Origin of the sequence: Streptomyces sp. NPDC002896, from assembly GCF_040295225.1 — a bacterium.
Lineage (GTDB): Bacteria > Actinomycetota > Actinomycetes > Streptomycetales > Streptomycetaceae > Streptomyces.
Genome location: NZ_JBEOVA010000024.1, coordinates 89828 through 113796, shown reverse-complemented (window position 1 = coordinate 113796; position 23969 = coordinate 89828). Strand labels below are relative to the sequence as shown.

Below are 23969 nucleotides of genomic sequence, written 5' to 3'. Positions count from 1 at the left end.
GATGTCGAGCAGGACGCCGCGCGAGATCAGCTGGTTGACGGCCTTGTGGAGCGAATTGCGAGATACGCGAAGCGCCCGGACGACGGTCCGGACCTTCAGCCCGCACCCTCCGCGACGCCGAACTGAAGACCCTGATCCAGGATCCTACGAGGCAACTACCGCGTCTACGGAGCGAGGAAGCTCTGGCGGCTGCTGAACCGCCAGGGCCAACCGGTGGCCGGCTGCACCGTCGAACGGCTGATGCGCGAGTTCGGCATCCCGGGCGCCGTCCGCGGCAGGAAGGTCATCACCACGATGCCCGACCCGACCGCACCACGCGCTCCGGACCTGGTCGAGCGGGACTTCGTCGCCCCGGCACGGAACCGCTGCTGAGGCGCCGACTTCACCCACGTCGCCACGTTCTCCGGCGTCGTCTACATCGCATTCGTCGTGGACACCTTCTCCCGCCGCATCGTCGGCTGGGCCGCCGCCACGACGAAACAGACCCAACTCGTCGTGGACGCCCTGGACATGGGTCTGTAGCAACGCGACCGCGAAGGCCGCCCGTGTGCCGCTCGGAAATACGATTCGCGTTGTGACCTGTGCTGATGTCGTTGGATCAGGCGGCGTGCTGGTACTCGTTCAGCAGGCCGCCGAGGACGGGTTGTCGTCGGACCCCGTAGGCCCGGAGGTCCGTGACGGTGGCCAGGGCGGGCGGTTCGTTGCTGTCCGGGGGTAGCTGCTGCCGGGATTGGTGGGGACGATGCCCGTTGTAGTGGCGGATGTACTCGGTCAGCACTTCCACGGCATGGGCTTCGTTGTAGATCAGCATGCGGTCCAGGATCTCGCGGCGGAGAGTGCCCACGACTCTCTCGCAGATCGCGTTCGCTCGCGGCGCCCGCGGTGGGCTGAGCAGAATCTCCACATCGTCGGCCTCGAAGACGGCGTCGAAGGAGCAGGTGTACTTGCTGTCCCGATCCCGAAGGAGGAAGCACAGGGAGTCCATGCGGCGGTCCAGCGGCATGGCGAGATTCCTCGCCTGCTGGACGGTCCACTGCGCGGTGGGATGGGCGGTGACGCCGACGAGGTGGAGGCGCCGGGTGCCGTGCTCGATGAAGACCAGGGCGTAGAGGCGCTTGAGCGCCACGGTGTCGAGGTGCAGGAAGTCGGCGGCGAGGATGCCGTGGGCCTGGGTGGTGAGGAACTGGCGCCAGGTTGCACCGGAGCGCCGCGGCGCGGGGTCGATTCCGGCCGCGTGCAGGATCTCCCAGACCGTGGATGGAGCGATCGGATAGCCAAGGCGGGCGAACTCGCCCTGTATCCGGCGGTGGCCCCAGGTGTGGTTCTCCTTCGCCAGTCGCAAGATGAGTTGCTTGACGGTGGGCGCGGTGGAGGGCCTGCCAGGGCAGCGGTGCTGAGGATACGTCCACTGCCGGGCGACGAGTTGCCGATGCCAGGCCAGCAGCGTGGTGGGTGTCACTGCGAAGACCTGGCGCCAGCGCTCGCGCGGGACCAGCCGGGAGAGCATGGCGAACCAGATCCGGTCAGCGGGCTCATAGCGAACCCGAGCGATCTGACGACGCAGCACCGCGTTCTCGTGCCGTAGCGCCAGGACTTCCGCATCCTTGGCCACGCGACTGCGCAGCACGGCAGCGGGCACTGTGATGAGATTCCGGACCAACGCGGTGACGATGGACAGGGCATCGAATGATCATCCCAGACGCCGTGCGAGCCCCAGCTTTGGCTGAGGAACCTGCACTTCAGACCCAGAATTGTGTTTCCGAGCGGCACAGGCCACCAGGCGACACCGGAGTGATAGTGGCCCTGTTGTTGCGCTCGTGACCGGGCGCAGATGGCGCGTTACAGGCGCAAGCAGTCCTTTGGCGGGCATGTTTGGAGAGAAATCGAACGAAACATCTTAATTATGCTCACTACGGCTGTTATTGTGTGAATAGAGCGAGATACTGATCTTTAGAACTCCAAGCGGGATAAATGCACTTGACTGGGGGTCAAGGGGTCGTCGTCCCGACGGTTTTGTCCCTGGGCGGACGTATGTCACCCCACCCGTAGCCGACCGGCTTGCTGGTGCGGTAGTGACCAGCTGCTGGCGGCGGCGGTGAGGAACCCGGTTCGCCGACGATGCGGTGGGCGTGTCAACACGGGGTGCTCGAACGGGATGGTCACGTCTTCCTTCAAGTTGTGAAGTAGCGGGAGTCTCTCAGCGGCGGTGGCAACTTCCCTTGTGGCTGAAGGTAATGAAGGGCGCGGCGGTAGGGCGGTCGTGGACGTGCCGTTCGTAGGGCTCGCCGAGATTGATGCCCTTTTGGCAGCGGCAGCAGATTCGCTGAGCCGCCTTCCATGCCTGCTTCAGCTGCTCGCCGCTCTGGCAAAGTCTGGTCTGTGTGCTGCAGCCCCTACACTCGTCGAGGTGGCGTAGCCAGGCCCTCCAGGTCTCGTCGAATCGATCGGCTGTCACGCCTGCCCGGGTCACGACGTGCCTCCCTCGGTTGTCGGGTGGATGTCGTGGCCCTTGGCGCAGGCGGTGCAGCAGCGAGGGAACCAGTTCACCTTGGTGCTGAAGAATCGGATCTGCCGCGGGCCGAGGTCGACGGCCGTCCCGTTGCTCAGTACCACGCCGCACCACACGCACGAGGCGCCGCGCACCTGCGCTTCGGCAAGGCCGTTCATGCTCGGCAGCGGCACTGTGCACCGTTGCTCCACGATGGGCGCGCTTGCCCGTTCGCTCCTCATCATCCACAAGCCTCCGCTGGAGTGATCCGCCCAGCCGAACGCGACGGCAATGTGCACGGGCGGCGTGGTGGCGCTGTCGCTGGTGACGACGCTAAGGACGTGATGTGCACCGCTTCCAGCAATGTGCACCGATGTTCACCACAATCGGAGTGGGAACCCGTTGGCGGATTCGCGCTCTTGACCCACTACCACGTGCGAATGAGAGTTACGTACATCCGTGCACACCGACAGCGCCGGAGGCGACGATGACACTACGGTTCATCGGGATCGATCCCAACACAGGCACGGGAGAAAGCCCGACCGTGTGGATCGACGACAGCAAGAACGAGGTGGTCATCCAGGGATGGAAGCCCGGTCCGGAACTCGAGGCGGAATGCGCCAAGTTCGAGGTACCGGGGCATGCGCTGGGGATCCCTGAGCATGAAGCGGTAGTCCGGATCCCGGCCCGCATGGTGCCGATCTTGAGGAAGGCGTGCGATGCCGCAGAACGTACCGAGCTTCGCTGAACTCCTGGACGGGGCACAGTCCACGGCCGTGCATTTGGAGATGCGCGACGCCTACGGCGTGGCCAGCGAAGCTGAGGACTTCGCCCGATGGAAGAGCACCGGCGAGCGCGACATGGACGCCGGTTCGCCGTACTGGGGCCCATGGGTGGAGCTGATCCGCCGCACAGTAGCCCGCGGCGTGACGGTGCGGCGAGCGCGCATCGTCTCGGAGCCTGTGAGTGACTACATCCGCTACGAGCACGCGGGTACGCCGGTCAACCTGCATGCTGGCGAACGAGTCCGGTGGCTCGCGCGACGCCGGGCCTCCGACATCGCGCTTCCGGGCAACGACTTCTGGCTGGTCGACGGCCACCTGATCCGGTGGAACCACTTCACCGGCGACGGCACCTCCGGGGGCGGGGAGATCAGCGAGGATCCGGCCACGGCGAAGCTTTGCGCCGATGCCTTTGAAGCGGTGTGGGCGCGCGCCGTCCCACACGAGGACTACAAGATCAGCTAGTGCGAAAGGCCCAGAGGTCAGCTCATGCCCGTCTCCCCGTCCTCTTCGGCCCAGGCAGCACGCGAACGAGTCGCGCAGCGCCTGCGCGAACTCCGCGCCGACGCGGGAATCACAGGGAGTGAGCTGGCCTCGCGCTGCGGCTGGTCCCACCCGAAGACCTACCGCATCGAGAACGCCCGAACCCCTCCGACACCCGAGGACATCCGCCGCTGGTGCGCCGCATGCGGCGCCGACGACCAGGCACCGGACGTCATCGCGCAGTCCCACAACGCCGAGTCGATGTACGTCGAATGGCGGCGCAAGGTTCGCGCGGGGCTGCGTCACCTGCAGGACAGCTATGTGCAGCTGTACCGGTCGACGAGCCTCTTCCGCGTCTACTCGCCCACGCTGGTGCCAGGGCTACTCCAGACCGAGGGCTACGCGCGGGCACTGCTGAGCGCTAACGCCCGCCTCCTCGACATCCCCGACGACGCCGCACAGGCCGCGGCCGCACGTATGGAACGCTCGAAGGTCATCCACGAGGCAGGCCACCGGTTCGTCCTCCTCATCGAGGAGGGCGTACTGAACTACCAGTTGGGCGATGCGGACGCGATGGCCGCGCAGCTTGGATACCTGCTGACTGCCGGTGCGCTCCCGTCGGTGTCGCTCGGCATCATCCCCAACGCAACCCGGGAGCGGGCCCTGTGGCCGCAGGAACTATTCCACATGTACGACGACACGCTCGTGTCAGTCGAACTGCTCTCAGCCCGCGTGACAGTCACAACGCCCTCCGAGATTGCCCTGTATCTGAAGGCGTTTGAGCAACTGCGGACCATGGCCGTATACGGAGCGGAGGCGCGGGCGCTCGTTGTGAAAGCTATCGACGCGCTGCGCTGACCGTGTGTCCGTGCCGGACGCTGGGTAGGGCGCTATAGGCGGCTGTGGGGCCATCTCATGACGCCCGCAGCACAGAAATCTGCGTCCAGCTCACAGCTCGCCCCTGCACCGCCTCGGCTCCTCCGATGCCGAAACGCCGTCAGGGCGCCATCACCGAGCGAGCCGCGCATCGCACATTCATACGTCAGCGACGCCCGCCAGGTCGAAGCCGGGCAGCTCCGTGAGGGCGTTCTCCAGCGGCGCAGCCGATCCCACCACCTTCTCGCCCCACGGATCGGCGCCGGAGATGTACTCGTGGTTCCCGGTGACGAAGAAAGAAGCCGTACCGTGCCCGCAGTTGGGGGAGCGCCGCAGGGCCCGTACGGTGCGCCCTGTTCGGTCACTTCCCCAGGCGTGCGGCGCTGCTGAAAGCCCGAGCCGAGGAATCCTCCAGGTTGACCGGCGCACAGCGGTCATCATTCATCCAGCACTTGGGGGGTTACCCGTCGAAGCCTGCGTGTCACGGGACCTGCGGAAGGCTTGCGGCCATTGACGTCCTGGGCATTGACGCGGAGGCCACCATCGACAGGGCGACGCGCGGCCTCAGCGAGCTGCTCACCTCTGAGCGCCTCTAGGAAGCCGGACAGCGAACTGAACGCCCGGGCGGCTGAACGGGATCAGGGCGAGGCACATGCCGTCGGGAGAGAGAACGTCTTCCGGTGGCGTACCAAGGGGCGGCAGCTCAATGAGGGTCAGCGCAGCCCTGCGAACACCACGGCCGCCGCTGCCCCGCCGAGGATCGCACCCGCGATGACCTGCGCCGTGGTGTGGTCCCGCAGCGAGACGCGGGACCAGCCGACGGCGGCGACGCCGAGGAAGAACAGCGCGGCCCACCACCCGTACGCCACCGTGAGCACGACGGCAACGCCGGAGGCGACGGCGGTGTGGACGCTGACCTTCCACCAGACAGTGACCGCCATGGTGAGCAGCAGCCCGGCGATCATGGAGAGAACCAAGGCGATGACCTCGCGGGGCGCGTCCAGCGCGAGTAGGAGGCCGGTGCCGATGAGTACGGAGCCGAGGGTGACGAACAGCGGCACCCACCGCTGGGAGCGGATCTTGAGGTGCTTGTCGGTCCAGCGGCCCCGGCGGACGCCGTAGACGATGTAGGAGATCGGCAGGCCGCCGCAGAAGGCGCCGGCGAGTAGTCCCCAGCCGACGCCCTGGAGGGAGTTGGTGGAGTGCCAGCCGATCACCAGCAGGACGCCGATGACCAGGTTGGCCGGTGCCAGTACCTCGGTGACGAGGCGGGCGGAGCGTCGCTCCCGGGGCGCCGTTGTGGTGTTGGGCGGCAGCGGTGCGGCGGTGGCGGTCATGCCGGTACCTCCTGGACATGCGCGCGGAGGAAGTCCTGTGTGGCGCGGGAGCGGTAGGCGGTGCTGAGGGTGGTCAGGGCGCGGATTTCCGTGGCGAGGTCGCGTCCGCCGCTCGCCGGGGGAACGGGTTCTCCGGATCCGGCGGCGCCGCGGAGGCGTTCCTCGCGGGCGACGGCAAGCCAGCAGGCTTCGGCGGTGATGTCGGCGTGTGCCCCGATGAAGCCGAGTGAGGTGGCGTAGTCGTAGGCGCGCCCGCGCAGTTCGGCCGGCGCGTGGTCGGCGAGCGTGAGGATCGCGTCGCGGATCTCGATGGTGCGCCGGTAAAGACGGTCGTGGGTACGCCGAGGATCGGCCGCGTCGGCTACGCGACTTGGCGGGGTGTCGAGCCGTGTATCTGGAACAGCCTCGGTGAGTGTGTGCCACAGGGGGTACAGGCAGACCAGCCGCCAGTGGGCCTGAGCGCGGGCGATGACCCGGGGCAGAGCCGGGAGGGTGCTGCCCAGCACGATGAGGAGCAGAGCCATGAAGAGCAGGCCGGTGCTCAGCGCGTGGTCGGTCTCTTCCCCGAGCAGGGGCTGTTCGTTGTATTCGAGGACCAGCGCCACGATGCGGTGGGCGGCGTAGACGAGGCCGACAGCGGTGCCGGCGCCGGTGAGCATCAGGCCCCGGCCGACGAGTCCACTGTCAGGGCTGCGCCCCCAGCGGAAGCACAGCAGTGTCGCACTGAGCAAAGCGGTGCCCAAGTAGAAGGTCCACACGACGCCGTACGCGAGGATCGTGGCGTGATCGGCGTAGTCCGCGAGCAGGTCCTCCGCCTGGTGTGGCTGCGGGGTGGCGAAGAAGCACACCGCCAGAAGGACGATCGTGACTGCGGGGATGGCCTTGTGCAGTCGGGACGCGCGAACGCCGGTCTTCGACTCGGCCATGTCGGCCACGAAGGTCAGCACCGAGGCCGCAGCGATGGTTCCGCAGATGTGCTTGATCAGGAACGACAGGTTGGTGACGTGCAACTGTTCGTCAACCGCAGAGGCTATGGCGACCGGCCGAACCGTCATGGCCAGGGCGAGCGTCGCGAAGGCTAGCCACAGACTGAGACTCTCGGGTCTCCGGACGGCGGAACGGGCACGCCAGAAGGTGACGGCCCAGAGCAGGACCGCGGGTATTGCGTCGATCATCTCTCAGGGTCTCAGGAGTCGCTGAGCACGGCGTTGAGCCGGCGCAAGGTGCTGGGGGTGGTCCGGTCGCTGGTTCCGCGTAGGGCAGCTCGCGTCGCGATGAGGCCGGCCAGGGTCTCCGCGCTCCGCTCCTCCTCGGTTTCGTAGCTGGTGCGTCCGAGGACACCACTCACAAGGTCGGCGTCAAGGTGGCGGAAGGCCCGGCTGAGGGTCTGGCGAGGCGTGTGCCCGAGCAGCATATGGCTGATCTCGTGCAGCACGATGTGGTCGCGGTGGAGGGGGCTTGTGGCCTCTTCGACGAAGATGTGGTCCGCCTGCTCGGTGGCGATCCACGACCCGCAGGGCAGCTCTTCGCCGGCGATCCCAGGGAAGGTGTGCAGGTGGATCGGCCGGCCCCGCTTTTGGGATACGCGGGCGAGGAGTTCCTCCACGTCGAAGGGATCAGGGAGTTCGAGGCCGTCCAGGACGGACCCGAACTGCGTTCCGTGATCTTGGGAGGGCCGCGAACGACCGGATCTCATCTGCCCTCCGAATTTGGTGCTTGTGGAACGTGTGACCTCGCTGCCGCGACGCCGGTGGCGAGTATATGAACGCTTTCCGGCCGCACATTGGGTGGGTCATCCATCCGGCTATGCAAATCCGGACAAATCTGTATGGGTAGGGGTGATGAAAGGTATCTAAATGGGCGTCAGTCCACGCTGTCGTGATCTTTGCCACTGGAATTTTCGTTGAGGCTTGAATTGTTTTCGGCTGCCGCGAGCCCTTCCAGCTCGCGAGCGCGCTCGATGAATTCAGAAATGATCTTGAGGCTCTTGTCGGAGAGGCCGGAGGCGCGCAAGGCCACCGATCTCACGCCGGCGTCTCGCATGGCGGCCAGTGCGTCGAGCTCGGCAGCGATCTTCTCCGACTCCTCGTCGTCGAAGAAGTAGGCGGGCTTGACTCCGAAGAAGCCGGAGAGAGCTTCGAGGTGGCGCTTGGTCGGGTTGTCCTTGGCGCCTGTCCGTAGTTGCCAGATGTAGCTCGCGGAGATCGTCGGGCCGCCCTGTCGGCGGATGCCTGATGCCACCTCCTCGTAGCTGTACGGGCCGCGCCCCTTCGGGTGCACGGTCGTGAACAGGCGGTCCAAGCGGTCGGCGAGCGTGGCCCGGCTGCCCTCCTGTCGTGCAGGGGGGTTGGTTTGGTGGTCCATCGTGGCCGTCCTCCGGTCGCGTCGCGCCTTTACTGACGTGAATGGCAGCTCCGTCGTCATTTTCGCCGGTTGACAACGGTGCTCCATCTGAGTCTAGTGTGATCATCGTGCCATCCACCCATGAAAACGGTCCACGCCGGGGCGGGGGCCAAACGACGATGCCCGGGAGAGGCAACTCCCGGGCATTCGATGGCTGCCCTCGACGAGGGCTGCTGAAGATCCGGGGCTGCGTGGTCAGCTTGCAGGCGACAACCGCGCAGCCCCGTCCATGAGGACGGAGTATCACATGCGCCCACCCAACAGGGGAATCCCGGCTGCTCCGGGGCGGAGCCGCGCGCAGCGGCTTCTGCTACGCCGAGCCCGCCGGGAGCGCTGACATGGCGCGTATCCGAACGGTCAAGCCGGACCTGTTCATCAACGAGCGGGTAGCGGCCTGCTCGGTCACGGCAGTGGTCACCTACATCGGCTTGTTCACGCAGTCCGACGACCATGGGCGGCACCGGGACAACCCCGCGATCATCGCGGGCCTCCTCTGGCCGCTGCGCGCCGAACACACCCCGGTGCATGTGGAGGAAGACCTTCAGCAGCTCGCTGACGCCGGGCTGATATGCCGGTACACCGGCTGCGACGGCAAGCGTTACCTCCACCTCACCGGCTGGTACGAGCACCAAAAGATCGACAAGCCCAGCCAGTCTCGGCTCCCGGTCTGCGTCGACCACCACGGCGAGAAGCGGTGCGGCACCTGCAAGGGAACCTGCGCTGCCGTCGACGCGAGCACTCGGGGTGACGTCGCTGAACCTTCGCCGGACACTCAGCGAGGGCTCGACCGGGCCGCTGGAGAACTCGCGAATCCCCGCGAGGAGAACGCCCCGGCCACGCACGCCCGCCAGATAGCCCTGGTTCCCAGCACCGGGCCGACCAGGACAGTCGAGGAGAAAGCCGCAGGTCGCAGCCGGTTCCCCGAGGCTTCGCCGAACCCTCCCCGAAACCTCTCTGAAGGCTCGGCGCCTGGATCCAGGATCTTGGATCCTGGATCGTGTTCACCTACGGGGCGCACAGCGCCCGGAACCGTCACCGCCGGAGATCTCCTCGCCGGGTACGTCGGCTCCTGTGCCCAGCGCCCGCCGGGCGACGTCCTCGGACACCTCGGCCGCGTGGTCAAGAAGCTCCTCGCCGAGGGCATCGACGTCGAGCACGTCCGCGCCGGGCTGGCTCGCTACGCCGAGATCCAAGGACATCCCTCCCGACTGCCGAGCCTGGTGAACGACGCCATGAACGCCCGCGTCCCGGCCCGCGCAGGGTCCCGGCCCAGCACGACCCACCAGGCGTGGACCAATCCGGTCGACGCCGCCGCCTACGCCGAGGAGCTCTGATGAACCGCGAGCCCCAGACCCTCGGTGACGGCACCCTCCAGCGACTGGAGCGGATCCTCGTCGCCCGGGGCATGAACCCCAAGGTCCTCCCGGACACCGCAGCAGAACCGGATCCCCTCACATCACTGGGTCTGCTGGAAGCCGGAATGCCGCCTCGCTACCGGATGGCGCGAGCGGATCACCCCGAAGTCCTTGCCTGGGCCCGGGACGTGACCGAGCAGGCCGCAGCACCCAACCCTGGCGCGCGCCGACAGATCACCAACGGCCCCAGCCTGCTCATGGCCGGAGTGACCGGCGCCGGTAAAACCCACCAGGCGTACGGAGCGGTCCGCGCCCTGGTCGAGGCCGGCATCGCCGTCCGCTGGCTGGCCACCACGGCCGCCGACCTCTACGCGGACCTGCGGCCCCGCCCCGGCCACGACACCGAGCGGGAGCTGGCGGCGGTCAGCCGCTACCCGCTCTTCATCCTGGACGACCTCGGCGCGGCCAAGGCATCGGAGTGGGTCGAGGAGATCACGTACCGGCTGATCAACAAGCGCTACAACCTGATGCTCCCGACGCTGATCACCACCAACCTCGCCATGCGCGACCTCCGCGGCCACCTGGGCGACCGCGTTGCCTCCCGGCTCGCCGAGATGACCACCCGGGTCGTCTTCGAGACCGTCGACCGCAGACGCGAGCCTCCCACCACCTGACCGAGCGCCCGCGCACACCCACACCAACGCCCAGACCACCGCGATCTCCGCCGACGCCTGCCCGCGCGCGGAGAGCAACCGGAGTACCACCCGCATGAACCACACGACGAACATCCCCGTCCGCCACCGCCTCCGCGGAGACCAGACCTGGCAGGCCGACGCAGCCTGCCAGTCGAACGACCACCACGACGTCGACCCGGAATGGTTCTTCCCCGACCCGGACGAGACCGGCAAGATCGCCGCGGCCAAGACCCTCTGCAACCAGTGCCCGGTCCGCCGCGCCTGCCTCGACGCGGCCCTCGAGACCGGAGACAACTTCGGCATCCGAGGCGGCCTCACCGAAGAAGAACGCCAGCACCTGCACGAGAACATCGCCACCCGCCTCGACTACAGCCGGGTCAACGAAGCGGTTGCAGGTCGGGACATCCACCTCACCAAGGCCGAACGCCGGGCCGTGATCCGCGCCGCCTACCAGCAGGGACTCCCCGAGGAGCGGCTCGCCTGGATCTTCCAGGTCACCTACGAGCACGCCCAGAAGCTCTACCGCGCAGCTCGCCGGGCCGAACGCAACCGCGAACTGCGCCAGAAGAAGCTACAGAACAAGGCCGCCCAGGCGCGAGACTTCAGGAGGGCGGCATGACCAGCACCGCCACCACCACGTTCACCGCGGCACGCATCAACGGCTGGGACCGGACGGTCGTCGTCGCCCTCGGCGGAGCGGGCTGCGCACTCTCCTATGACGCCCTGCAGCAGATGGCCGTCGCCATCCACGTCCGGGGCCTGCTCACCTACCTCTTCCCCCTGGTCATCGATGGCTTCATCGCGTACGGCGTCCGCGCCCTCCTGGTCCTCAAGGACGCACCCCTACGAGCCCGCTTCTACGTCTGGACCCTCTTCGGTACGGCGACCGCCGCCAGCATCTGGGCCAACGCACTCCACGCGGTCCGCCTCAACCAACAGGCCTGGAACGGCGGACTCCAGCTCGGGGACACCGTGGTGGCCGTCCTGTCCACCATCGCCCCGCTCGCTCTGGCCGGAGCCGTCCACCTCTACATCCTGATCGCCCGCGATCCGGACAAGCGGACACCGACCACCAGCCGGACAACCCTGTCCGGTCAGCCGGAACACCTCGGACAGCCGGCCTCGGTCACGGTCACCCGGGACACCGTCCCCGGACACGCCGTCCGTGGTCAGGACAGCTCCTCGGTCGGCCGACCGGGACACCTGGGAGGACTATCCGCCGGACAGTACACCCCGACTGGCGGACAGAGCCTGCCGGTAACCGAACCGCCCAGCAGGCAGCCCGGACAGGAGAATGAGACCGGGCACTCGAATAACGTCGGCCCGGCCACCTTGGCCACGGAAGCCGGAACCACTCCGGACAGGACAGGCACCGCCGGGCACCGTCTCGCCGTCGGACAGCTCGCTGACCAGCGCGGACACTCGGACAAGTCGACGGCCAAGGACACGGCGGACACCGCGACGCCCCGGCGAACCACGGCCGACCGGCGCGGTGACCGGGATACCGAAGAACTCCTCCGCATCGCCCGCGAGGCTGTCCGAGCCGAGGACAAACTCACTCGCCGCGTGGTCGCCGACGCTATCCGCGGTCAGCGGATACCGCTGTCCAACGACACCCTGACCGCCCTGATGATCCAGCTACGCGAACAGCACGGACAGCAGGTCAAGACCCACCAGTCCTGACCGCGCCTCGCGGTGGGCGGCCGGACACGGGACAGGACAGTCCGCCTGGCCTCCGGCCACCCGCCCCGGTCACCGGGTCACCCGGCCGACTGTCCGAGCGACCGGCCACCCACCCCGCGGACAACAACCTGACCGGCCAACCCAGTTCACATGGAGCAGCCCGATGCGCACCACCCCTGCCACCGCAGCCGAGGTCGACGCCTGGCTCACCGTCCTCCACCACCACGGACACCTCCACCATGCCCAGGCCCACCCCGACGGCACTTGGACCGTCCAGCGCCATCCAGGACAGATCCCCTGGACACTGCACGCACCGGTTCTCGCCATGGACTGGATCGAAGGCCTCGTTCGCGAGACCGGCCAGCACCAGCACGGCAGCCACCGATGACCAGCCAGACCCCACCGCAACCCAACAACGGCCTGTCGCCTGACCCTCCGACGGCCACCGGCCGAGCAAGCTATCCCGTACGACACTCCTACGGAGCGACGAACGGAGCCGTTCCCGCCCAAGGGGACGAGGACGGGCCGGTGGTTCTTCGGACGAGGGCGCCCGAAGAACCACCGGTAGGCCAGCACCAGGGGGCGCCGACCTCCGAGGAGATGCCGCAACCCGCTGCCGGCGTCTCCGTCGTGCGCCAGCCGCGACGCCGTACCCGCGTCCCGAAGCCTCGTCAGCGCACGCAATTCCTGACCGTCCGCGTCAACGACGACGAGCACGCCGAGATCACCTCGGCTGCCCGCGTCCGTGCCGTCACCACAGCCCGCTTCCTCGCCGCAGCCGGCCTCGCTGCCGCACGCGGCACCACGCATCTCGAACCGAACGAACAGCGCGACGCCGCGGTGGACGAACTGGCCGCGCTGCGCGCCCAGCTCGCCCGGGTCGGCAACAATCTCAACCAGCTCGCCCGAGCCGCCAACAGCGGCGCCGTCCCCCACCCTGACGAGCTGGTCCGGACTCTCGACTGGCTGCGCCGGGTCGTGCGCCGCGTCGACCAGGCCGCCGACGCCGTTGTCACCCGGCGGCCCGCATGAACCCCAACATCACCCGAGGCAGCCGGACCTACGGACTCCTCGCCTACCTCTACGGCCCCGGCCGCCATAACGAGCACACCGACCCCCACCTCGTCGGGTCCTGGGACGGGTTCGCCCCAGACCCCGGCCGCGACCCAGAGGCCACCGTCAAGCACCTCGCCACCGTCCTCGACCTACGCGTCAAGCAGGCCGGCGACCGCGCCCCCACCAAGCACGTCTGGCACTGCTCCGTGCGCACCGCGCCCGAAGACCGCCACCTGACCGACGAGGAGTGGAACCTGGTCGCCCGCCGCATCCTCCACGACGTCGGCATCGCTCGAGAGAACGACCCCGACACCTGCCGCTGGGTCGCCGTCCGCCACGCCGACGACCACATCCACATCGCCGCCACCCTCGTCCGCGGAGACCTCCGCCGCGCCCGCATCGACCGCGACTGGCCCAAGGCCCAGGCCGCCTGCCGCAGCTTGGAGAAGCAGCTCGGCCTGCGCCGCCTCAACCCGGGAGACGGCACCGCAGCCAAGCGCGCCACCGCCGCCGAACGCCGCAAGGCCGCACGCACCGGCCGCCCCGAAGCACCCCGCGACACCCTGCGCACCGCCGTCCGCCAGGCCCTCGCCAGCGCCGAGACCGAAACCGAGTTCCTCCGCCGCCTCCGCGACGCCGGCCTGCGCGTCAAGCTCCGCCAAGCCCCCTCCGGCGACATCCTCGGCTACGCCGTCGCCCTCCCCGGAGACCGCACCGCCGACCACCAGCCGGTCTGGTTCTCCGGCTCCACCCTTGCCCCCGACCTCTCCCTCCCCAAGATGCGGGCCCGCCTTGACCCCGACGACCCCGCCGCGCCGCCCGCCACCATCGATGCCCCGGCCGGATCATCGCGGCCTGCCATCGAACGCCGTCGTACCGCCACCGCCGTCGAAGAGACTCTCGCTGCCCTGCGCGGCGACGACGACCAGGCTGCCGCCGACCTCGTCGGCATGGGCGAAGTCCTCGACGCCCTGGCCGCAACGTCGGCGCCCTCCACGCGAGCCGAACTCCTCACCGCAGCAAGGACCTTCGAGAGGGCGACACGCAGCCACGTCCACGCCGAACGCGCCGAGCGTCGAGCCCTGCGCACAGCAGCCCATGGCATCATCCGCGCCGGCACCGCCTTGGGACGCGGCGAGGACGGCGGCACCACCGCCATCGTCCTGTCAACCCTCGTCCTCGCCACCCTGGCCGCAGCCCGCTGGCACAACGCCCGCGGACACGCCCAACAAGCAGCCGCCGCCCGTCAGGCCGCCGACCACCTGCGAGCCGCCGCGCTCAAGGCTGGGGCCACACCCATGGAGGCCCTGCGCCGAGAAGGCCAGCAGCTCCCCACCCCGGACCGTCGCCGCCACCACACCACCATCCGCACCGTCCTCCCGAACGCCACGACAGAGCCCCACCCGCAGCACCCGATGAATGCCCTGGCCGCCACCCTCGCCACCGCCGCAGCCGCCGGCCACGACCCCCAAGAACTCCTTCAACAGGCCATGGACCTACGCGAACTCGACACCGTCAAGAACATCGAAGACGTCCTGGTCTGGCGCATACACCGCCTCGCCGACCTTCCCACCGACGCGGAACGCCGAGGCCGAACGGCTGAACGCCGCACGCCGAATCACGCGGCCGGACGGATCAACGTGCCGACGATCGATGGATCCCGACAGCAGCGCCCCGGCCGCTGAGCAGCCGCAGAGCGCCCTGACCCCTGGCATCGCCGATGATCACCGAACCGAGAACGGAGCTAGCCATGCAGAGAACTCTCGCAACCCGCCACACTTCCGGGCCCCAGCCGGTGTGCGGCTTCCCGACCTCCAGCGACCCGCTTCCGCAACCCCACTACGCCAGCCATGAACCGACCGGCCCCACGGTCGTCCGCATCCTCGGCTGTCCTCTCGAGTACAGGCTCAGCGGCATCCCGGTGCTCTGCTCAGCCTGCAACGCCCGACGAGACTGGCTGTTCATCAACCAAGGTCGGCACGTCTGGATTCGATGCCGCTGCGGCCACCAGTGGGCGGAGCCCGAGATCACACGGGCCGACTTCGACGAACTGTTGTTCTATACGTCAGCGAACTGGGCGAACTACCCGACTGTTGCAGCAGCGATGCGCGATCTCGGATTCGATGGGATCTTCGGTGGCTCGTATTGGGGATGATCACGGTGTGCGGCGGCGAGCCCGGCCGCTGGAATTCCGTCGCCTTACGTCCCATCGGCACACCTTGCCTTCCTTCCATCGATAGAGTCGTTCCTTCACGTCAGATTCACACTGCACGCACATATCGGCGTGCGGCACAGGCGAGGGGGGCTCCTCGTGCTGGGTGAGCAGTTTTGGAGGCCGGGTGTACGAGATGGTCAAGGGCGCCAACGTCGGGCTGGGGGGCCTGGCCGACGGGGACGTCGATTCGGTGGTGGTGAGTCTGGGGTGGGTCAGTCCAACCGGGGAGGGCGACGCGGATGTCTCGGTCCTGCTCCTCGATGAGAACCAAAAAGTGCGCAGCGACGCCGACTTCTACTTTTACAACAACGCCTGCGCGCTCGACGGCAGCGTGCAGCTGCTGGGCAAGACCCCGGTGGGGGAGGGCAGCGAGGACCGGATCAGCTTCGATCTGACGGCGATACCGCAGGATGTCGCGACGATCCTCATTGCCGCGAGCCGCTACGAGTCGGCCCGGTTCGACGAACTCGAGGACCTGCGGCTGACATTGAACGATGCGTCCGGCGAGCCGCTGCTGCGGTATGCGATCGACGACGCCGGCGGTGTGAGCGCCTTGATCTTCGGTGAGCTGTACCGGCGGAGCGATGAGTGGAAATTTCGGGCCGTCGGGCAGGGGTACGAGGCTGGGTTCGCGGCGCTGGCGACCGCGCATGGCGTGGACATCGAGGATGACGCGGCAGACAACGCAGTAGTACCGGAGCATTCGTTGCTGCTGGCGAACACCGAGCAGTCGGAGGCGACAGCCGCGGTGGCTGTCCCGGCGCCGCGCAAGCCGGCCGACGAGGCGGCACCGGCGAAGAAGGCAGCGCGGCCCCGGACGTCGAAGAAGAAGGTCAAGCTCCCCAAAGCGCGGAAGAAGTCGCTCGCGGAGAACGAGTCCTGGAAGGGCGCGCGACTCTTCCCAGTGTCCGCGTTGAAGAGCGACCGGGATCGGGAGATGCGGGCGACGTCCGTGCTGCTGGCCGTGATGGCGCAGGTGCCGGAGTTCGGCCGGCGACTGACCGCCGGGTTCGGTGCTCCCGCCGGGCGGATGGAAACCTTCACCGAGGTGTCGCTGCCCCACGGCGACTCGCCCCGGCGACCGGACGGCGTCATCCGGGTGGAGCGAGCGGGCAAGCTGTGGACGGCGCTCGTCGAGACCAAGACCAACGGCAACCCGCTCAAGGCCGAACAGGTTCAGGCTTACGCCGACATCGCGGCCCGGCGCGGGTACGAGGCCGTCATCACGCTCTCCAACGACGTCGCGCTCGAGGGCAGCCCGCTGGTCGAGGTGAAGATCGACCGGCGACGGAAGAACAAGGTTAGCCTCTGGCACCTGTCCTGGGCCGAAGTCGCACACCAGGCGCAGATGCTGCTCCGACACGAGGGCGTCGGCAACCCAGCGCACGCCTGGCTGCTGGAGGAACTGCTCCACTACCTGCACCACGAGAACTCCGGCTGCCACGGCTTCCAAAACATGGGCCCGGCCTGGGTGCCCGTGCGTAACGGGATCCACGATGAGACGCTCTGCCAGGGCGACCCGCGGGCGCTGGAGGCCGTGGAAAGTTGGGAGCGGCTGATCCGTCAAGTGTCCCTCGGGCTCGGCGGCGAGCTGGGGCAGAAGGTGCTGCCCGTGCAGCGCGCCCGGCGTGGCACGGACGCCGCCGCCCGGCGGGCCCGCATGGCCGACGAGCTGTGCCAGGACGGCAGGCTGCAGGCGGAGGTGCGCATCGAGGGCGTCCCGGGCGTGCTCGCCGTCACGGCCGACCTGCGGACCGGGAAGATCCGCACGTCGATTGAGATCCCAGCGCCGGAGCAGGGCTATCCGCTCTCTTGGGCCAAGCGGATCGTCCGGCACCTGGCCGAAGCACCGGCCGACCTGCACATCGAGACCCTGGTCGAAGGGGAGACAGGCGGCCCGAGGGGCACCCTGGAGCGGCTGAGGCCGGAGCCAGGGGACATGCTGCCGAAGAGCGGAGCGAGTATCACCGGGTTCCGGCTGTCGCTCCTGAAGGGCATGGGCAGCAGCCGGGGGAACACGGAGTCCGGGTTCATCCGGAGCGTCGACGAGGCGGTGTACAAGTTCTACACGGGGGTGGTGGTCCAGCTCGACCGGCTGACGGGAGGGAAGGGGGCCGAGCAGGTGGCACACGCGTAGGCGGGGGAGCACGTGTCGGACTGGCCGGTCGGTCCCGTTTGCCCGGAAGGCCGACAACGAGATGCGGCGCGCACCATCGTTCTGATCGAGCAGGTCCTGAGCCGAGTGGGTTGGGGACCGTGAACGCATGAAGAGGGCCTCCTGCGTAGCTGGCGTGTCTAAGCACAAGCAGCAGGAGGCTCCCGTCCTCGCAGTCGGAATTGGTCCGGTCCTGGAGTCCAACTCGTCCACCCCGGACTGTGACTGCGAAGCCCACAGGCTCGGGAACGCAGCCGATCAACCGGACCGCGAGTCTCGCCTCGGACCGCACGCGTAAGTGATGCGGACGAGCTCAGGCCAGTGGTCTGGGGGCGGTGGTCCGGACAGACAAGGAGGACCTCGACGGTTGCCAGACACCGGTGGGCTGGACGTTCCAGCAGGGGAGCGCGGCGCGGTCCCCAGCGAAGCTAGGCCCAGGCCAGGTCCCTGGCGACCGAGTGGGGGAGATAGTCCAACTGGCCGCCGTCCGCGATGTAAGCGACGCCGTCCCGTTCGACGACCTGGGCAGCGACGTAGTGGGCGAAGGGCCAGTCCGGCTGGACGGCGAGGCGGACCTGAAGGTCCCCCGGAAGCTCCTGGAGTTGGTGGACGAGATCGGCGACGGTGACGTGGTTGGGCATGGGACTCCCTAGTTCGATGGGGCGGTGTGACGGACGGCTCGGCTAGTCCAGGTGGAGCAGTTCCCGCGGGCCGAGAATTGGCTCGGTGTGGCTGGCGAGGTGCCTCTTGCGGCACTCGTTGACGTAGCCCTTGACGGGATTGCTCATCTCCCATTCGCCGCACGAGCAGTTGGCGGAGGAGTACGCGCGACCCGGGCAGTCCGGGTGGAGCGGCTTGCCGATGGTCGTATGACGGTGCTCCGGCGGGCAGTTCGAGCCGTCGGCGTGGTGGTTGACGAGTCGAGCGGTGTGACGCACGAGGTGCTCCGATTACTGAAGGGAGGGGCCACAGGACGCAATGATCCCGTACATGTCAGGAGGCGGGGGCAGGAGCGGAGATGAGGGCCGACAGGAACCCGCCAACGGCGACGGCCGGAGTGTCGGTGTTGAACTCCTGCTCCCAGGGCGTGCCGCCGTCGGTCGGGGTCACCCGGACGCGGAAGACGATGCCGCGTTCCCACGCGGTCGGGTCCTCGGGCAGCCAGCCGACGTAGGCGTGGCCGTCGGGGCTGGTGCAGTGCACCTTGGCCTCGGGGGTTGAGACTGCCGACCAGCCCAGCGAGTCGAGCAGGGTGAGGACGGGTTCGGCGGTGTGGTCGGCGGATATCCAGTCCTGCCAAGCGGTGTTGCGGACGGGAACGGGAAGGGCAGCAGTGAGGTGCTCCATGAGAGGCTCATGGCCTTTCTGACCTGGTGTTTTCGGACACCTGTACGTTGACATGCGGTGCGCCGAGGGGCGTAGTCGTTTCCCGGTGTGATGTCTCTGCCGTGGGCGAACTGGGGTCGGCAGTGATCTGGAGCGGATGCTGAACGAAGGGCCCGCGCCGACCCACGTGAGGGCGCGACGGCGCGGACCAAGGAAGGGGGTGCCCCTACCTCCTCGGTGCAGGCGAGGAAGGCGGAGGCGGAGGAGCTGGCCGGGATGCGGACACCGTGGTCGGGGAGGACCCGGGGTCCGTCCCAAGCGGGTGATGGCGGCGTGAACGCGTTCAGCGGACCGGTTGGTGACGTGGGGGATTCCCGGCTCGACACCGGGTGGCAGACGGCTTGGAGTGAATCGCCCCGGGTAGGTCGGAGACTCTAGATTGCGGTTGTGACCTGTGGTTTCTTGGCTGTCAGGTAGTAGGCGGCTTCGTACTCGGCTGGCGGAACGTGGCCGATCTCACCGTGCAAGCGACGGTGGTTGTACCAGTCGGCCCATTCGGCGGTGGCCAACTCGACCTCGGCCAGGGTCTTCCAGGGCCTCTGCGGTTTGATCAGCTCGGTCTTGTACAGGCCGATCGCCGATTCCATCAGCGCGTTGGCATTCACTGTCGAATGCGCTCGTTTCCCGCGTTGACGATGGACGTGTGCGGTTGATCCATCCGTTTCATCCCCGGTGCGGTGAGGCTTTCGAGTTCCTCGAGCGGCTCAACTCGTGGCGCGGAGATGTGGTGTTGGTCCTGGACGGGCAGGGCCGCAGGTGTTCGTTCCCGCTGGAGTGGACCGATATGGCGCCGGTGGATGCATTTGTCGCGGCGGCCCGCGGCGGTTGTCCGTATCGGACCGGGGATCTGGTCGAGTTGGCGGATCTGGTGGCCGGGCTGCTGTCCGGTGGCCAGGACGGTGTCGGGGAGATGACGCCGTGATCGTCGTGGGATTGAGGCCGCTGCCGGGGGCGCTCGCAGGTGCCACTGGGGGCGTGCGGAGGCTCGGGATGGTCCGTGACCTGCTTCTTCCGCTTCTCTGCTCGGTCTTCGCGCTCTTGGCCCCGGTGGTGGGCGGTCTGATTCTGATGACATCGGGATCGACTGGGAGGCGCGATGAGCCAGCCGGCAGGCAAGAAGGCTGCATTGAAGGAGTTCCGGGCGCTCAATCCGCGGCCCGAAGCCGTGACCGACGACGACTTCGCCGCTTGTCCGTTCCTGGACCCGGACGATGTGGTGCAGGTCAAGTACGAGATGGTGCGACGGGTGAGGGTGGACAAGGTGCCCGTGGCCCGTGCTGCGGCAGCCTTCGGGTTCTGCCGGCAGAGCTTCTATGCGATCGCCGCCGCGCTGGACGCGGGCGGGCCAGCCGCCCTTGTGCCGGGCAAGCCTGGCCCGAAGGGGCCGCGCAAGCTCACCGACGAAGTCATGGAGTTCATCGAACAGCTCCGCACCGAGGACGCTTTGGTGCGGCCGGCCCGGCTGTCCGAGGCGGTCCAGATGCGGTTCGGGATCACTGTCCATCCGCGGTCGGTGGAGAAAGCCCTGGCCAGGCGGCGCGAGCCACGCACTGCGGAGGAAGCCCATCGACGCTGACGAGCCAGCAGCCCGGGTGGGTGGGGCCGAGGTGGCCCGTCGTTATGAGGATCTGCGGGCCGCGGTCCTCGGCGGGCCGGATCACGGTTCGCGGCACGGCTGGGCAGTATTGGCCCGCTCCGGCATGGCCGCGTGGATCAGGGCAGTCGTCCGGATCCCGGTTCCGGCGAAGGCCGTTCACCACCGGACTCCCGAGCCGGTGGCGGCGGGCGAGCTGGTGGAGGTGCTGGCGCGCATGGCATGGACAGCGGCCGGGGGCTGCCGCAGCGGATAACCACAGCGACGCGGCGAGGAGGGTGCGGTGAGTATCGAGCAGACCGGGAAGGTCACGGCGGAGCATCTGCGGCGGGACGCGTATCTGTATGTGCGCCAGTCCTCGCTCAAGCAGGTCGTCAACAACAGCGAGTCCACCCAGCGGCAGTACGCTCTTCGCGGCCGGGCCGTCGCGCTGGGCTGGGAGGACTCCCAGATCATCGTGATCGACTCCGATCAGGGCCGCTCAGGGTCCTCGACGGCGGGCCGGGACGGCTTCCAGCACCTGGTCGCCGAGGTCTCCATCGGACATGCCGGGATCGTCCTGGGACTCGAGGTGTCCCGCCTGGCCAGGAACAACACCGACTGGCACCGGCTGCTGGAGATCTGTGCGCTGTCCGGGACTCTGATCCTGGACGAGGACGGACTATACGATCCGCGGTCTTTCAACGACCGGCTCGTGCTGGGCATGAAAGGCACCATGTCGGAGGCCGAACTCCACCTGCTGGCAGCCCGGTTGCGGGGCGGGCAGCTGGCCAAGGCCCGCCGCGGCGAGCTGAAGCAGGGCCTGCCGGTCGGCTATGTCCACGACTATGCCGACCGGATCGTCAAGGACCCCGACGCTTCGGTGCGGGCCGTCGTCGAGCACGTTGTGGACCTCTTCGCGGCCACCGGCTCGGCCCGCCAGGTCGTCAAGGCCTTCGCCGCCGACCGTCTCACTTTCCCCTCCCGTATCCGCACCGGTCCCCGCAAGGGCGAGCTGGTCTGGGGCCCGCTCAAGCACTGGCAGGTCCTCAACGTCCTCCACAACCCTCTCTATGCAGGGGCGTTCTGCTATGGACGACGCAAAGTCGAGCGCAGTCCGGACGGCAGGACCCACATCCGGCTGCTGCCCCGCGAGCAGTGGGACACCCTCATCCAAGATCACCACGAGGGCTATATGACCTTCGCCCGGTGGGAGACGACACAGACCGCACTCGCCGCCCAGGCCGCCTCCCGCGGCCTCGAGCGGACCGCGACCGCACCGCGCGAGGGGCCCGCGCTGCTGCAGGGCCTGGTGATCTGCGGCCGCTGCGGCCGGCGCATGACCATCGCCTATCACCTGCGGCAAGGCCGCGAAGTCTCCGACTACCGGTGCATGACCCACGCCATCCAAAACGGCGGCAAGGTCTGCCAGCGCATCCCCGGCCCCGGCATCGAACAGGCCATCGCCACCCTGCTGTTGGACGAGCTGACCCCGCTCGCCGTCGAAGCCGCCTTAAAAGTCACCGACCGCCTCGCCGCCCAGGCCGCCGAGGCCGACCGACTCCGCTCCACCCACCTCCAACGCACCCAGCACCGCGCTGACCTGGCCAAACGCCGCTATCTCGCGGTCGATCCGGACAACCGTCTCGTCGCCGACAGCCTGGAAGCGGACTGGAACGCGGCCCTGCGCGAGGTCGCCGCAGCCCGCAAGGACATCGAACGCGCCCGCAATGAAGCCGAACCCGTCAACGAGGCGCTGCGGGAGAAACTGGCCCACCTCGCCGGCGACGTGCACCGGCTCTGGCACGATCCGGGCACCCCGATGCGGGAACGCAAACGCATCGCCCGCCTGCTGATCACGGACGTCACCCTCACCAAGGCCGCACGGATCACCGCCCAGGTCCGGTTGTCCGGCGGCCAGCACCACACTCTCGACCTGTCTCTCCCGCTGGGCGGCGGGAAACTGTGGCAGACCCCGAAGCCCATCGTCGCCGCCATCGACACCCTCCTCGAGGACCACACCGACGCGGAGATCGCCGACATCCTCAACCAGCGCGGCCTGACCAGCGGCAAGGGCCTGCCCTTCCACCGGCTCCTGGTCCGCGACATCCGCGAGACCTACCAGCTCACAAGCCGTTTCGACCGGCTGCGGGACCGTGGCCTGCTGACCGCCCACGAACTCGCCGAACTCCTCGGAGTCAGCGTCCCCACCGTCTGGAAATGGCACCGTGCCGGTCTGCTCGAGGGCGAGAAGTACAACGACAAGAACGCCTGTCTCTACCCTCAGCCGGGACCCAACCCGCCCCGCGTCCAGCAAGGCGTACGCCTCGACCACCGCCGACCAGCAACGACGACCTCAAAGCGAACCCGATAGGAGAAGAGGTGCAGTGTGATGACACGTGCTTGTCGAGCGCGTCACCGACCGAGCCAATGGAGGCCGCGATGCCTTCGCGGTCCAGGTGTTCGGCGAGCTTAAATGAGGTGTACTGCGAACCCGCATCCGAGTGGTGGGTCAACTCGCCTCGCTGGGGCGGGATGCCGGCCCGGTCGCGCTGCCACAGCGCCATCTCCAAGGCCGCCAGCACGAGTTCGGTGTGCTTGGTGGTGGCGGCGGCCCAGCCGACGATGCGGCGGGAGAATGTGTCCACGACGAAAGCGACGTAGACAGTGCCGGCCCAGGCCGCCACATGCGTGAAGTCGGCGACCCAGGTGCGATTGGGGGCGTCGGCCACGAAGTCGCGGTCGACCAGGTCCGGGGCCCGCTCGGCGGACGGATCCGCCACGGTGGTGACCACCTTCTTGCCGCGGACCGCACCGGCGATGCCCAGCTCGCGCATGAGCCGCTCGATGGTGCAGCGGGCAACTTGGTGGCCCTGCCGGTTCAGCTCCCGCCAGACCTTTCTGGCGCCATAGACACGGTAGTTGGCCTCGAACACCTCCTTGATCAGGGCCTTCAGCTCCTCGTCACGAACCTGACGGGCAGACGGGGAAGCCTGGCGTTGCTTGTGGGCGTAGTAGGTGGAGGGGGCGATGCTGCAGTCGTGCTCGGACAGCACACGACAGATCGGCTCGACACCGCCGAAGCGGTCCCGGTACTCGTCGATGAACGCTACGAGCGCAGAAGTGGCCGGTCGAGCTCGGCCGCGAAGAAACTCGCCGCGGCCTTCAAAATTTCGTTCGCCCGCTTGAGCTCGGCAACTTCCTTCTTCAGCGCCTTGACCTGGGCCGATTCCTCCGTCGTTGTCCCCGGCCGGGTCCCGCTGTCGATCTGGTCCTGGCGGACCCACTTGCGCACCGTCTCGGTCGTCCCGATCCCGAGCTTGGACGCAACGGCCTTCATCGCGGCCCACTCGGTGTCGTACTCGGGCCGCACCTCGGCGACCATGCGGACAGCGCGCTTGCGCAGCTCAGCGGGGTAGGGGGAAGGGCGTGGCATGACTCAATCCTCTCAGAGAATCGAGCCTCCATTCGACCCGGGGCGA

General features: G+C 68.1%; 26 protein-coding genes and 4 pseudogenes. 17 read left to right on the top strand and 13 right to left on the bottom strand.

All coding sequences use genetic code 11. The features are described from left to right. Positions 1-141: 141 nt before the first annotated feature. Positions 142-372, top strand: coding sequence for an IS3 family transposase (locus ABT009_RS33920; RefSeq protein ID WP_351303924.1), 231 nt, complete (start codon positions 142-144; stop codon positions 370-372). 15 nt (positions 373-387) lie between these two features. Then, positions 388-522, top strand: a pseudogene (locus tag ABT009_RS33915) (IS3 family transposase); the annotation flags it as partial. A gap of 76 nt (positions 523-598) precedes the next feature. Here the strand turns inward: ABT009_RS33915 and ABT009_RS33910 are convergent. Then, positions 599-1660 carry an integrase core domain-containing protein gene (locus tag ABT009_RS33910; RefSeq protein ID WP_351303830.1) on the bottom strand — a complete coding sequence of 354 codons (1062 nt, stop codon included), beginning with the start codon at positions 1658-1660 and terminating at the stop codon, positions 599-601. A gap of 806 nt (positions 1661-2466) precedes the next feature. Further along, positions 2467-2667, bottom strand: a complete 201-nt coding sequence (locus tag ABT009_RS33905) for a hypothetical protein (protein WP_351303827.1) — start codon at positions 2665-2667, stop codon at positions 2467-2469. Between the two features lie 308 nt (positions 2668-2975). Here ABT009_RS33905 and ABT009_RS33900 point away from each other — a divergent pair, with 308 nt between their 5' ends. Genes ABT009_RS33900 through ABT009_RS33890 form a run of 3 tightly spaced genes read left to right on the top strand, consistent with a single transcriptional unit; the run spans position 2976 to position 4611 of the window. After that, entirely contained in the window at positions 2976-3236 is a 261-nt protein-coding gene (locus tag ABT009_RS33900; RefSeq protein WP_351303824.1) for a hypothetical protein, read from the top strand. Then, positions 3208-3735 (top strand): DUF6879 family protein, encoded by a 528-nt coding sequence (locus tag ABT009_RS33895; protein ID WP_351303821.1) that lies wholly within the window; start codon positions 3208-3210, stop codon positions 3733-3735. The genes ABT009_RS33900 and ABT009_RS33895 overlap by 29 nt, the downstream gene beginning before the upstream one ends. 24 nt (positions 3736-3759) lie before the next feature. Next, on the top strand, positions 3760-4611 hold the full coding sequence (locus tag ABT009_RS33890; protein ID WP_351303818.1) for a helix-turn-helix domain-containing protein: 852 nt from the start codon (positions 3760-3762) through the stop codon (positions 4609-4611). Positions 4612-4791: 180 nt separating this feature from the next. Here the strand turns inward: ABT009_RS33890 and ABT009_RS33885 are convergent. From ABT009_RS33885 to ABT009_RS33865, 5 genes and pseudogenes are all read right to left on the bottom strand, one after another. Continuing rightward, positions 4792-4969 (bottom strand): annotated as a pseudogene (locus ABT009_RS33885) (metallophosphoesterase); the annotation flags it as partial. A 373-nt stretch (positions 4970-5342) separates the two neighbouring features. After that, complete coding sequence (locus ABT009_RS33880) at positions 5343-5966, bottom strand: hypothetical protein (protein ID WP_351303813.1); 624 nt, start codon at positions 5964-5966, stop codon at positions 5343-5345. Further along, the gene (locus ABT009_RS33875; RefSeq protein WP_351303810.1) at positions 5963-7141 is read right to left on the bottom strand and encodes an MAB_1171c family putative transporter; all 1179 of its coding nucleotides are present in this window, start codon (positions 7139-7141) and stop codon (positions 5963-5965) included. The genes ABT009_RS33880 and ABT009_RS33875 overlap by 4 nt, the downstream gene beginning before the upstream one ends. An 11-nt stretch (positions 7142-7152) precedes the next feature. Next, on the bottom strand, positions 7153-7662 hold the full coding sequence (locus tag ABT009_RS33870; protein ID WP_351303808.1) for a hypothetical protein: 510 nt from the start codon (positions 7660-7662) through the stop codon (positions 7153-7155). A 167-nt stretch (positions 7663-7829) separates the two neighbouring features. Then, positions 7830-8330: a helix-turn-helix domain-containing protein gene (locus ABT009_RS33865; protein WP_351303805.1), complete on the bottom strand. Its 501-nt coding sequence runs from the start codon at positions 8328-8330 to the stop codon at positions 7830-7832. A 377-nt stretch (positions 8331-8707) separates the two neighbouring features. Here ABT009_RS33865 and ABT009_RS33860 point away from each other — a divergent pair, with 377 nt between their 5' ends. The 8 genes from ABT009_RS33860 (at position 8708) to ABT009_RS33825 (ending at position 17510) form a co-directional block, all read left to right on the top strand. Then, complete coding sequence (locus tag ABT009_RS33860) at positions 8708-9703, top strand: hypothetical protein (protein WP_351303803.1); 996 nt, start codon at positions 8708-8710, stop codon at positions 9701-9703. Further along, a complete protein-coding gene (locus tag ABT009_RS33855) occupies positions 9703-10398 on the top strand; it encodes an ATP-binding protein (protein ID WP_351303800.1) in 696 nt (231 codons plus the stop codon). The genes ABT009_RS33860 and ABT009_RS33855 overlap by 1 nt, the downstream gene beginning before the upstream one ends. 94 nt (positions 10399-10492) lie before the next feature. Beyond that, positions 10493-11038 carry a WhiB family transcriptional regulator gene (locus ABT009_RS33850; RefSeq protein WP_351303797.1) on the top strand — a complete coding sequence of 182 codons (546 nt, stop codon included), beginning with the start codon at positions 10493-10495 and terminating at the stop codon, positions 11036-11038. Beyond that, a complete protein-coding gene (locus ABT009_RS33845) occupies positions 11035-12102 on the top strand; it encodes a DUF2637 domain-containing protein (protein WP_351303794.1) in 1068 nt (355 codons plus the stop codon). The genes ABT009_RS33850 and ABT009_RS33845 overlap by 4 nt, the downstream gene beginning before the upstream one ends. A gap of 163 nt (positions 12103-12265) precedes the next feature. After that, positions 12266-12490: a hypothetical protein gene (locus tag ABT009_RS33840; RefSeq protein WP_351303791.1), complete on the top strand. Its 225-nt coding sequence runs from the start codon at positions 12266-12268 to the stop codon at positions 12488-12490. Between the two features lie 212 nt (positions 12491-12702). Beyond that, positions 12703-13134 (top strand): MobC family plasmid mobilization relaxosome protein, encoded by a 432-nt coding sequence (locus tag ABT009_RS33835; protein ID WP_351303788.1) that lies wholly within the window; start codon positions 12703-12705, stop codon positions 13132-13134. After that, on the top strand, positions 13131-14843 hold the full coding sequence (locus tag ABT009_RS33830; protein ID WP_351303786.1) for a relaxase/mobilization nuclease domain-containing protein: 1713 nt from the start codon (positions 13131-13133) through the stop codon (positions 14841-14843). The genes ABT009_RS33835 and ABT009_RS33830 overlap by 4 nt, the downstream gene beginning before the upstream one ends. Before the next feature lie 663 nt (positions 14844-15506). Next, a complete protein-coding gene (locus ABT009_RS33825; protein WP_351303922.1) occupies positions 15507-17510 on the top strand; it encodes a TerD family protein in 2004 nt (667 codons plus the stop codon). Between the two features lie 446 nt (positions 17511-17956). On the opposite strand, the gene ABT009_RS33820 is transcribed toward ABT009_RS33825, so the two are convergent. The 4 genes and pseudogenes from ABT009_RS33820 to ABT009_RS33805 form a co-directional block, all read right to left on the bottom strand. Then, complete coding sequence (locus tag ABT009_RS33820) at positions 17957-18169, bottom strand: hypothetical protein (RefSeq protein ID WP_351303783.1); 213 nt, start codon at positions 18167-18169, stop codon at positions 17957-17959. Between the two features lie 42 nt (positions 18170-18211). Beyond that, positions 18212-18466, bottom strand: a complete 255-nt coding sequence (locus ABT009_RS33815) for a hypothetical protein (protein ID WP_351303780.1) — start codon at positions 18464-18466, stop codon at positions 18212-18214. A gap of 55 nt (positions 18467-18521) precedes the next feature. Further along, positions 18522-18875 (bottom strand): SPDY domain-containing protein, encoded by a 354-nt coding sequence (locus ABT009_RS33810; protein WP_351303777.1) that lies wholly within the window; start codon positions 18873-18875, stop codon positions 18522-18524. A 413-nt stretch (positions 18876-19288) separates the two neighbouring features. Further along, positions 19289-19510: pseudogene (locus tag ABT009_RS33805) on the bottom strand (integrase core domain-containing protein); the annotation flags it as partial. 47 nt (positions 19511-19557) lie between these two features. Here ABT009_RS33805 and ABT009_RS33800 point away from each other — a divergent pair. From ABT009_RS33800 to ABT009_RS33785, 4 genes are all read left to right on the top strand, one after another. Next, complete coding sequence (locus ABT009_RS33800; protein WP_351303775.1) at positions 19558-19836, top strand: DUF5372 family protein; 279 nt, start codon at positions 19558-19560, stop codon at positions 19834-19836. Positions 19837-20010: 174 nt separating this feature from the next. Next, positions 20011-20490 (top strand): helix-turn-helix domain-containing protein, encoded by a 480-nt coding sequence (locus ABT009_RS33795; RefSeq protein WP_351303772.1) that lies wholly within the window; start codon positions 20011-20013, stop codon positions 20488-20490. Positions 20491-20521: 31 nt separating this feature from the next. Next, positions 20522-20764, top strand: a complete 243-nt coding sequence (locus ABT009_RS33790; protein WP_351303770.1) for a hypothetical protein — start codon at positions 20522-20524, stop codon at positions 20762-20764. Between the two features lie 27 nt (positions 20765-20791). Next, positions 20792-22861 carry a recombinase family protein gene (locus tag ABT009_RS33785; RefSeq protein ID WP_351303767.1) on the top strand — a complete coding sequence of 690 codons (2070 nt, stop codon included), beginning with the start codon at positions 20792-20794 and terminating at the stop codon, positions 22859-22861. 52 nt (positions 22862-22913) lie between these two features. Here the strand turns inward: ABT009_RS33785 and ABT009_RS33780 are convergent. Next, positions 22914-23591: pseudogene (locus tag ABT009_RS33780) on the bottom strand (IS3 family transposase); the annotation flags it as partial. Between the two features lie 5 nt (positions 23592-23596). Beyond that, entirely contained in the window at positions 23597-23923 is a 327-nt protein-coding gene (locus ABT009_RS33775; protein WP_351303764.1) for a transposase, read from the bottom strand. Between the last annotated feature and the right edge of the window lie 46 nt (positions 23924-23969).

Coding starts and splice junctions, on each gene's coding strand:
- ABT009_RS33905 (WP_351303827.1), bottom strand. CDS start 2,667: ATGAACGGCCTTGCCGAAGCGCAGGTGCGCGGCGCCTCGTGCGTGTGG.
- ABT009_RS33900 (WP_351303824.1), top strand. CDS start 2,976: ATGACACTACGGTTCATCGGGATCGATCCCAACACAGGCACGGGAGAA.
- ABT009_RS33895 (WP_351303821.1), top strand. CDS start 3,208: ATGCCGCAGAACGTACCGAGCTTCGCTGAACTCCTGGACGGGGCACAG.
- ABT009_RS33890 (WP_351303818.1), top strand. CDS start 3,760: ATGCCCGTCTCCCCGTCCTCTTCGGCCCAGGCAGCACGCGAACGAGTC.
- ABT009_RS33880 (WP_351303813.1), bottom strand. CDS start 5,966: ATGACCGCCACCGCCGCACCGCTGCCGCCCAACACCACAACGGCGCCC.
- ABT009_RS33875 (WP_351303810.1), bottom strand. CDS start 7,141: ATGATCGACGCAATACCCGCGGTCCTGCTCTGGGCCGTCACCTTCTGG.
- ABT009_RS33870 (WP_351303808.1), bottom strand. CDS start 7,662: ATGAGATCCGGTCGTTCGCGGCCCTCCCAAGATCACGGAACGCAGTTC.
- ABT009_RS33865 (WP_351303805.1), bottom strand. CDS start 8,330: ATGGACCACCAAACCAACCCCCCTGCACGACAGGAGGGCAGCCGGGCC.
- ABT009_RS33860 (WP_351303803.1), top strand. CDS start 8,708: ATGGCGCGTATCCGAACGGTCAAGCCGGACCTGTTCATCAACGAGCGG.
- ABT009_RS33855 (WP_351303800.1), top strand. CDS start 9,703: ATGAACCGCGAGCCCCAGACCCTCGGTGACGGCACCCTCCAGCGACTG.
- ABT009_RS33850 (WP_351303797.1), top strand. CDS start 10,493: ATGAACCACACGACGAACATCCCCGTCCGCCACCGCCTCCGCGGAGAC.
- ABT009_RS33845 (WP_351303794.1), top strand. CDS start 11,035: ATGACCAGCACCGCCACCACCACGTTCACCGCGGCACGCATCAACGGC.
- ABT009_RS33840 (WP_351303791.1), top strand. CDS start 12,266: ATGCGCACCACCCCTGCCACCGCAGCCGAGGTCGACGCCTGGCTCACC.
- ABT009_RS33835 (WP_351303788.1), top strand. CDS start 12,703: ATGCCGCAACCCGCTGCCGGCGTCTCCGTCGTGCGCCAGCCGCGACGC.
- ABT009_RS33830 (WP_351303786.1), top strand. CDS start 13,131: ATGAACCCCAACATCACCCGAGGCAGCCGGACCTACGGACTCCTCGCC.
- ABT009_RS33825 (WP_351303922.1), top strand. CDS start 15,507: ATGGTCAAGGGCGCCAACGTCGGGCTGGGGGGCCTGGCCGACGGGGAC.
- ABT009_RS33820 (WP_351303783.1), bottom strand. CDS start 18,169: ATGCCCAACCACGTCACCGTCGCCGATCTCGTCCACCAACTCCAGGAG.
- ABT009_RS33810 (WP_351303777.1), bottom strand. CDS start 18,875: ATGGAGCACCTCACTGCTGCCCTTCCCGTTCCCGTCCGCAACACCGCT.
- ABT009_RS33795 (WP_351303772.1), top strand. CDS start 20,011: ATGAGCCAGCCGGCAGGCAAGAAGGCTGCATTGAAGGAGTTCCGGGCG.
- ABT009_RS33775 (WP_351303764.1), bottom strand. CDS start 23,923: ATGCCACGCCCTTCCCCCTACCCCGCTGAGCTGCGCAAGCGCGCTGTC.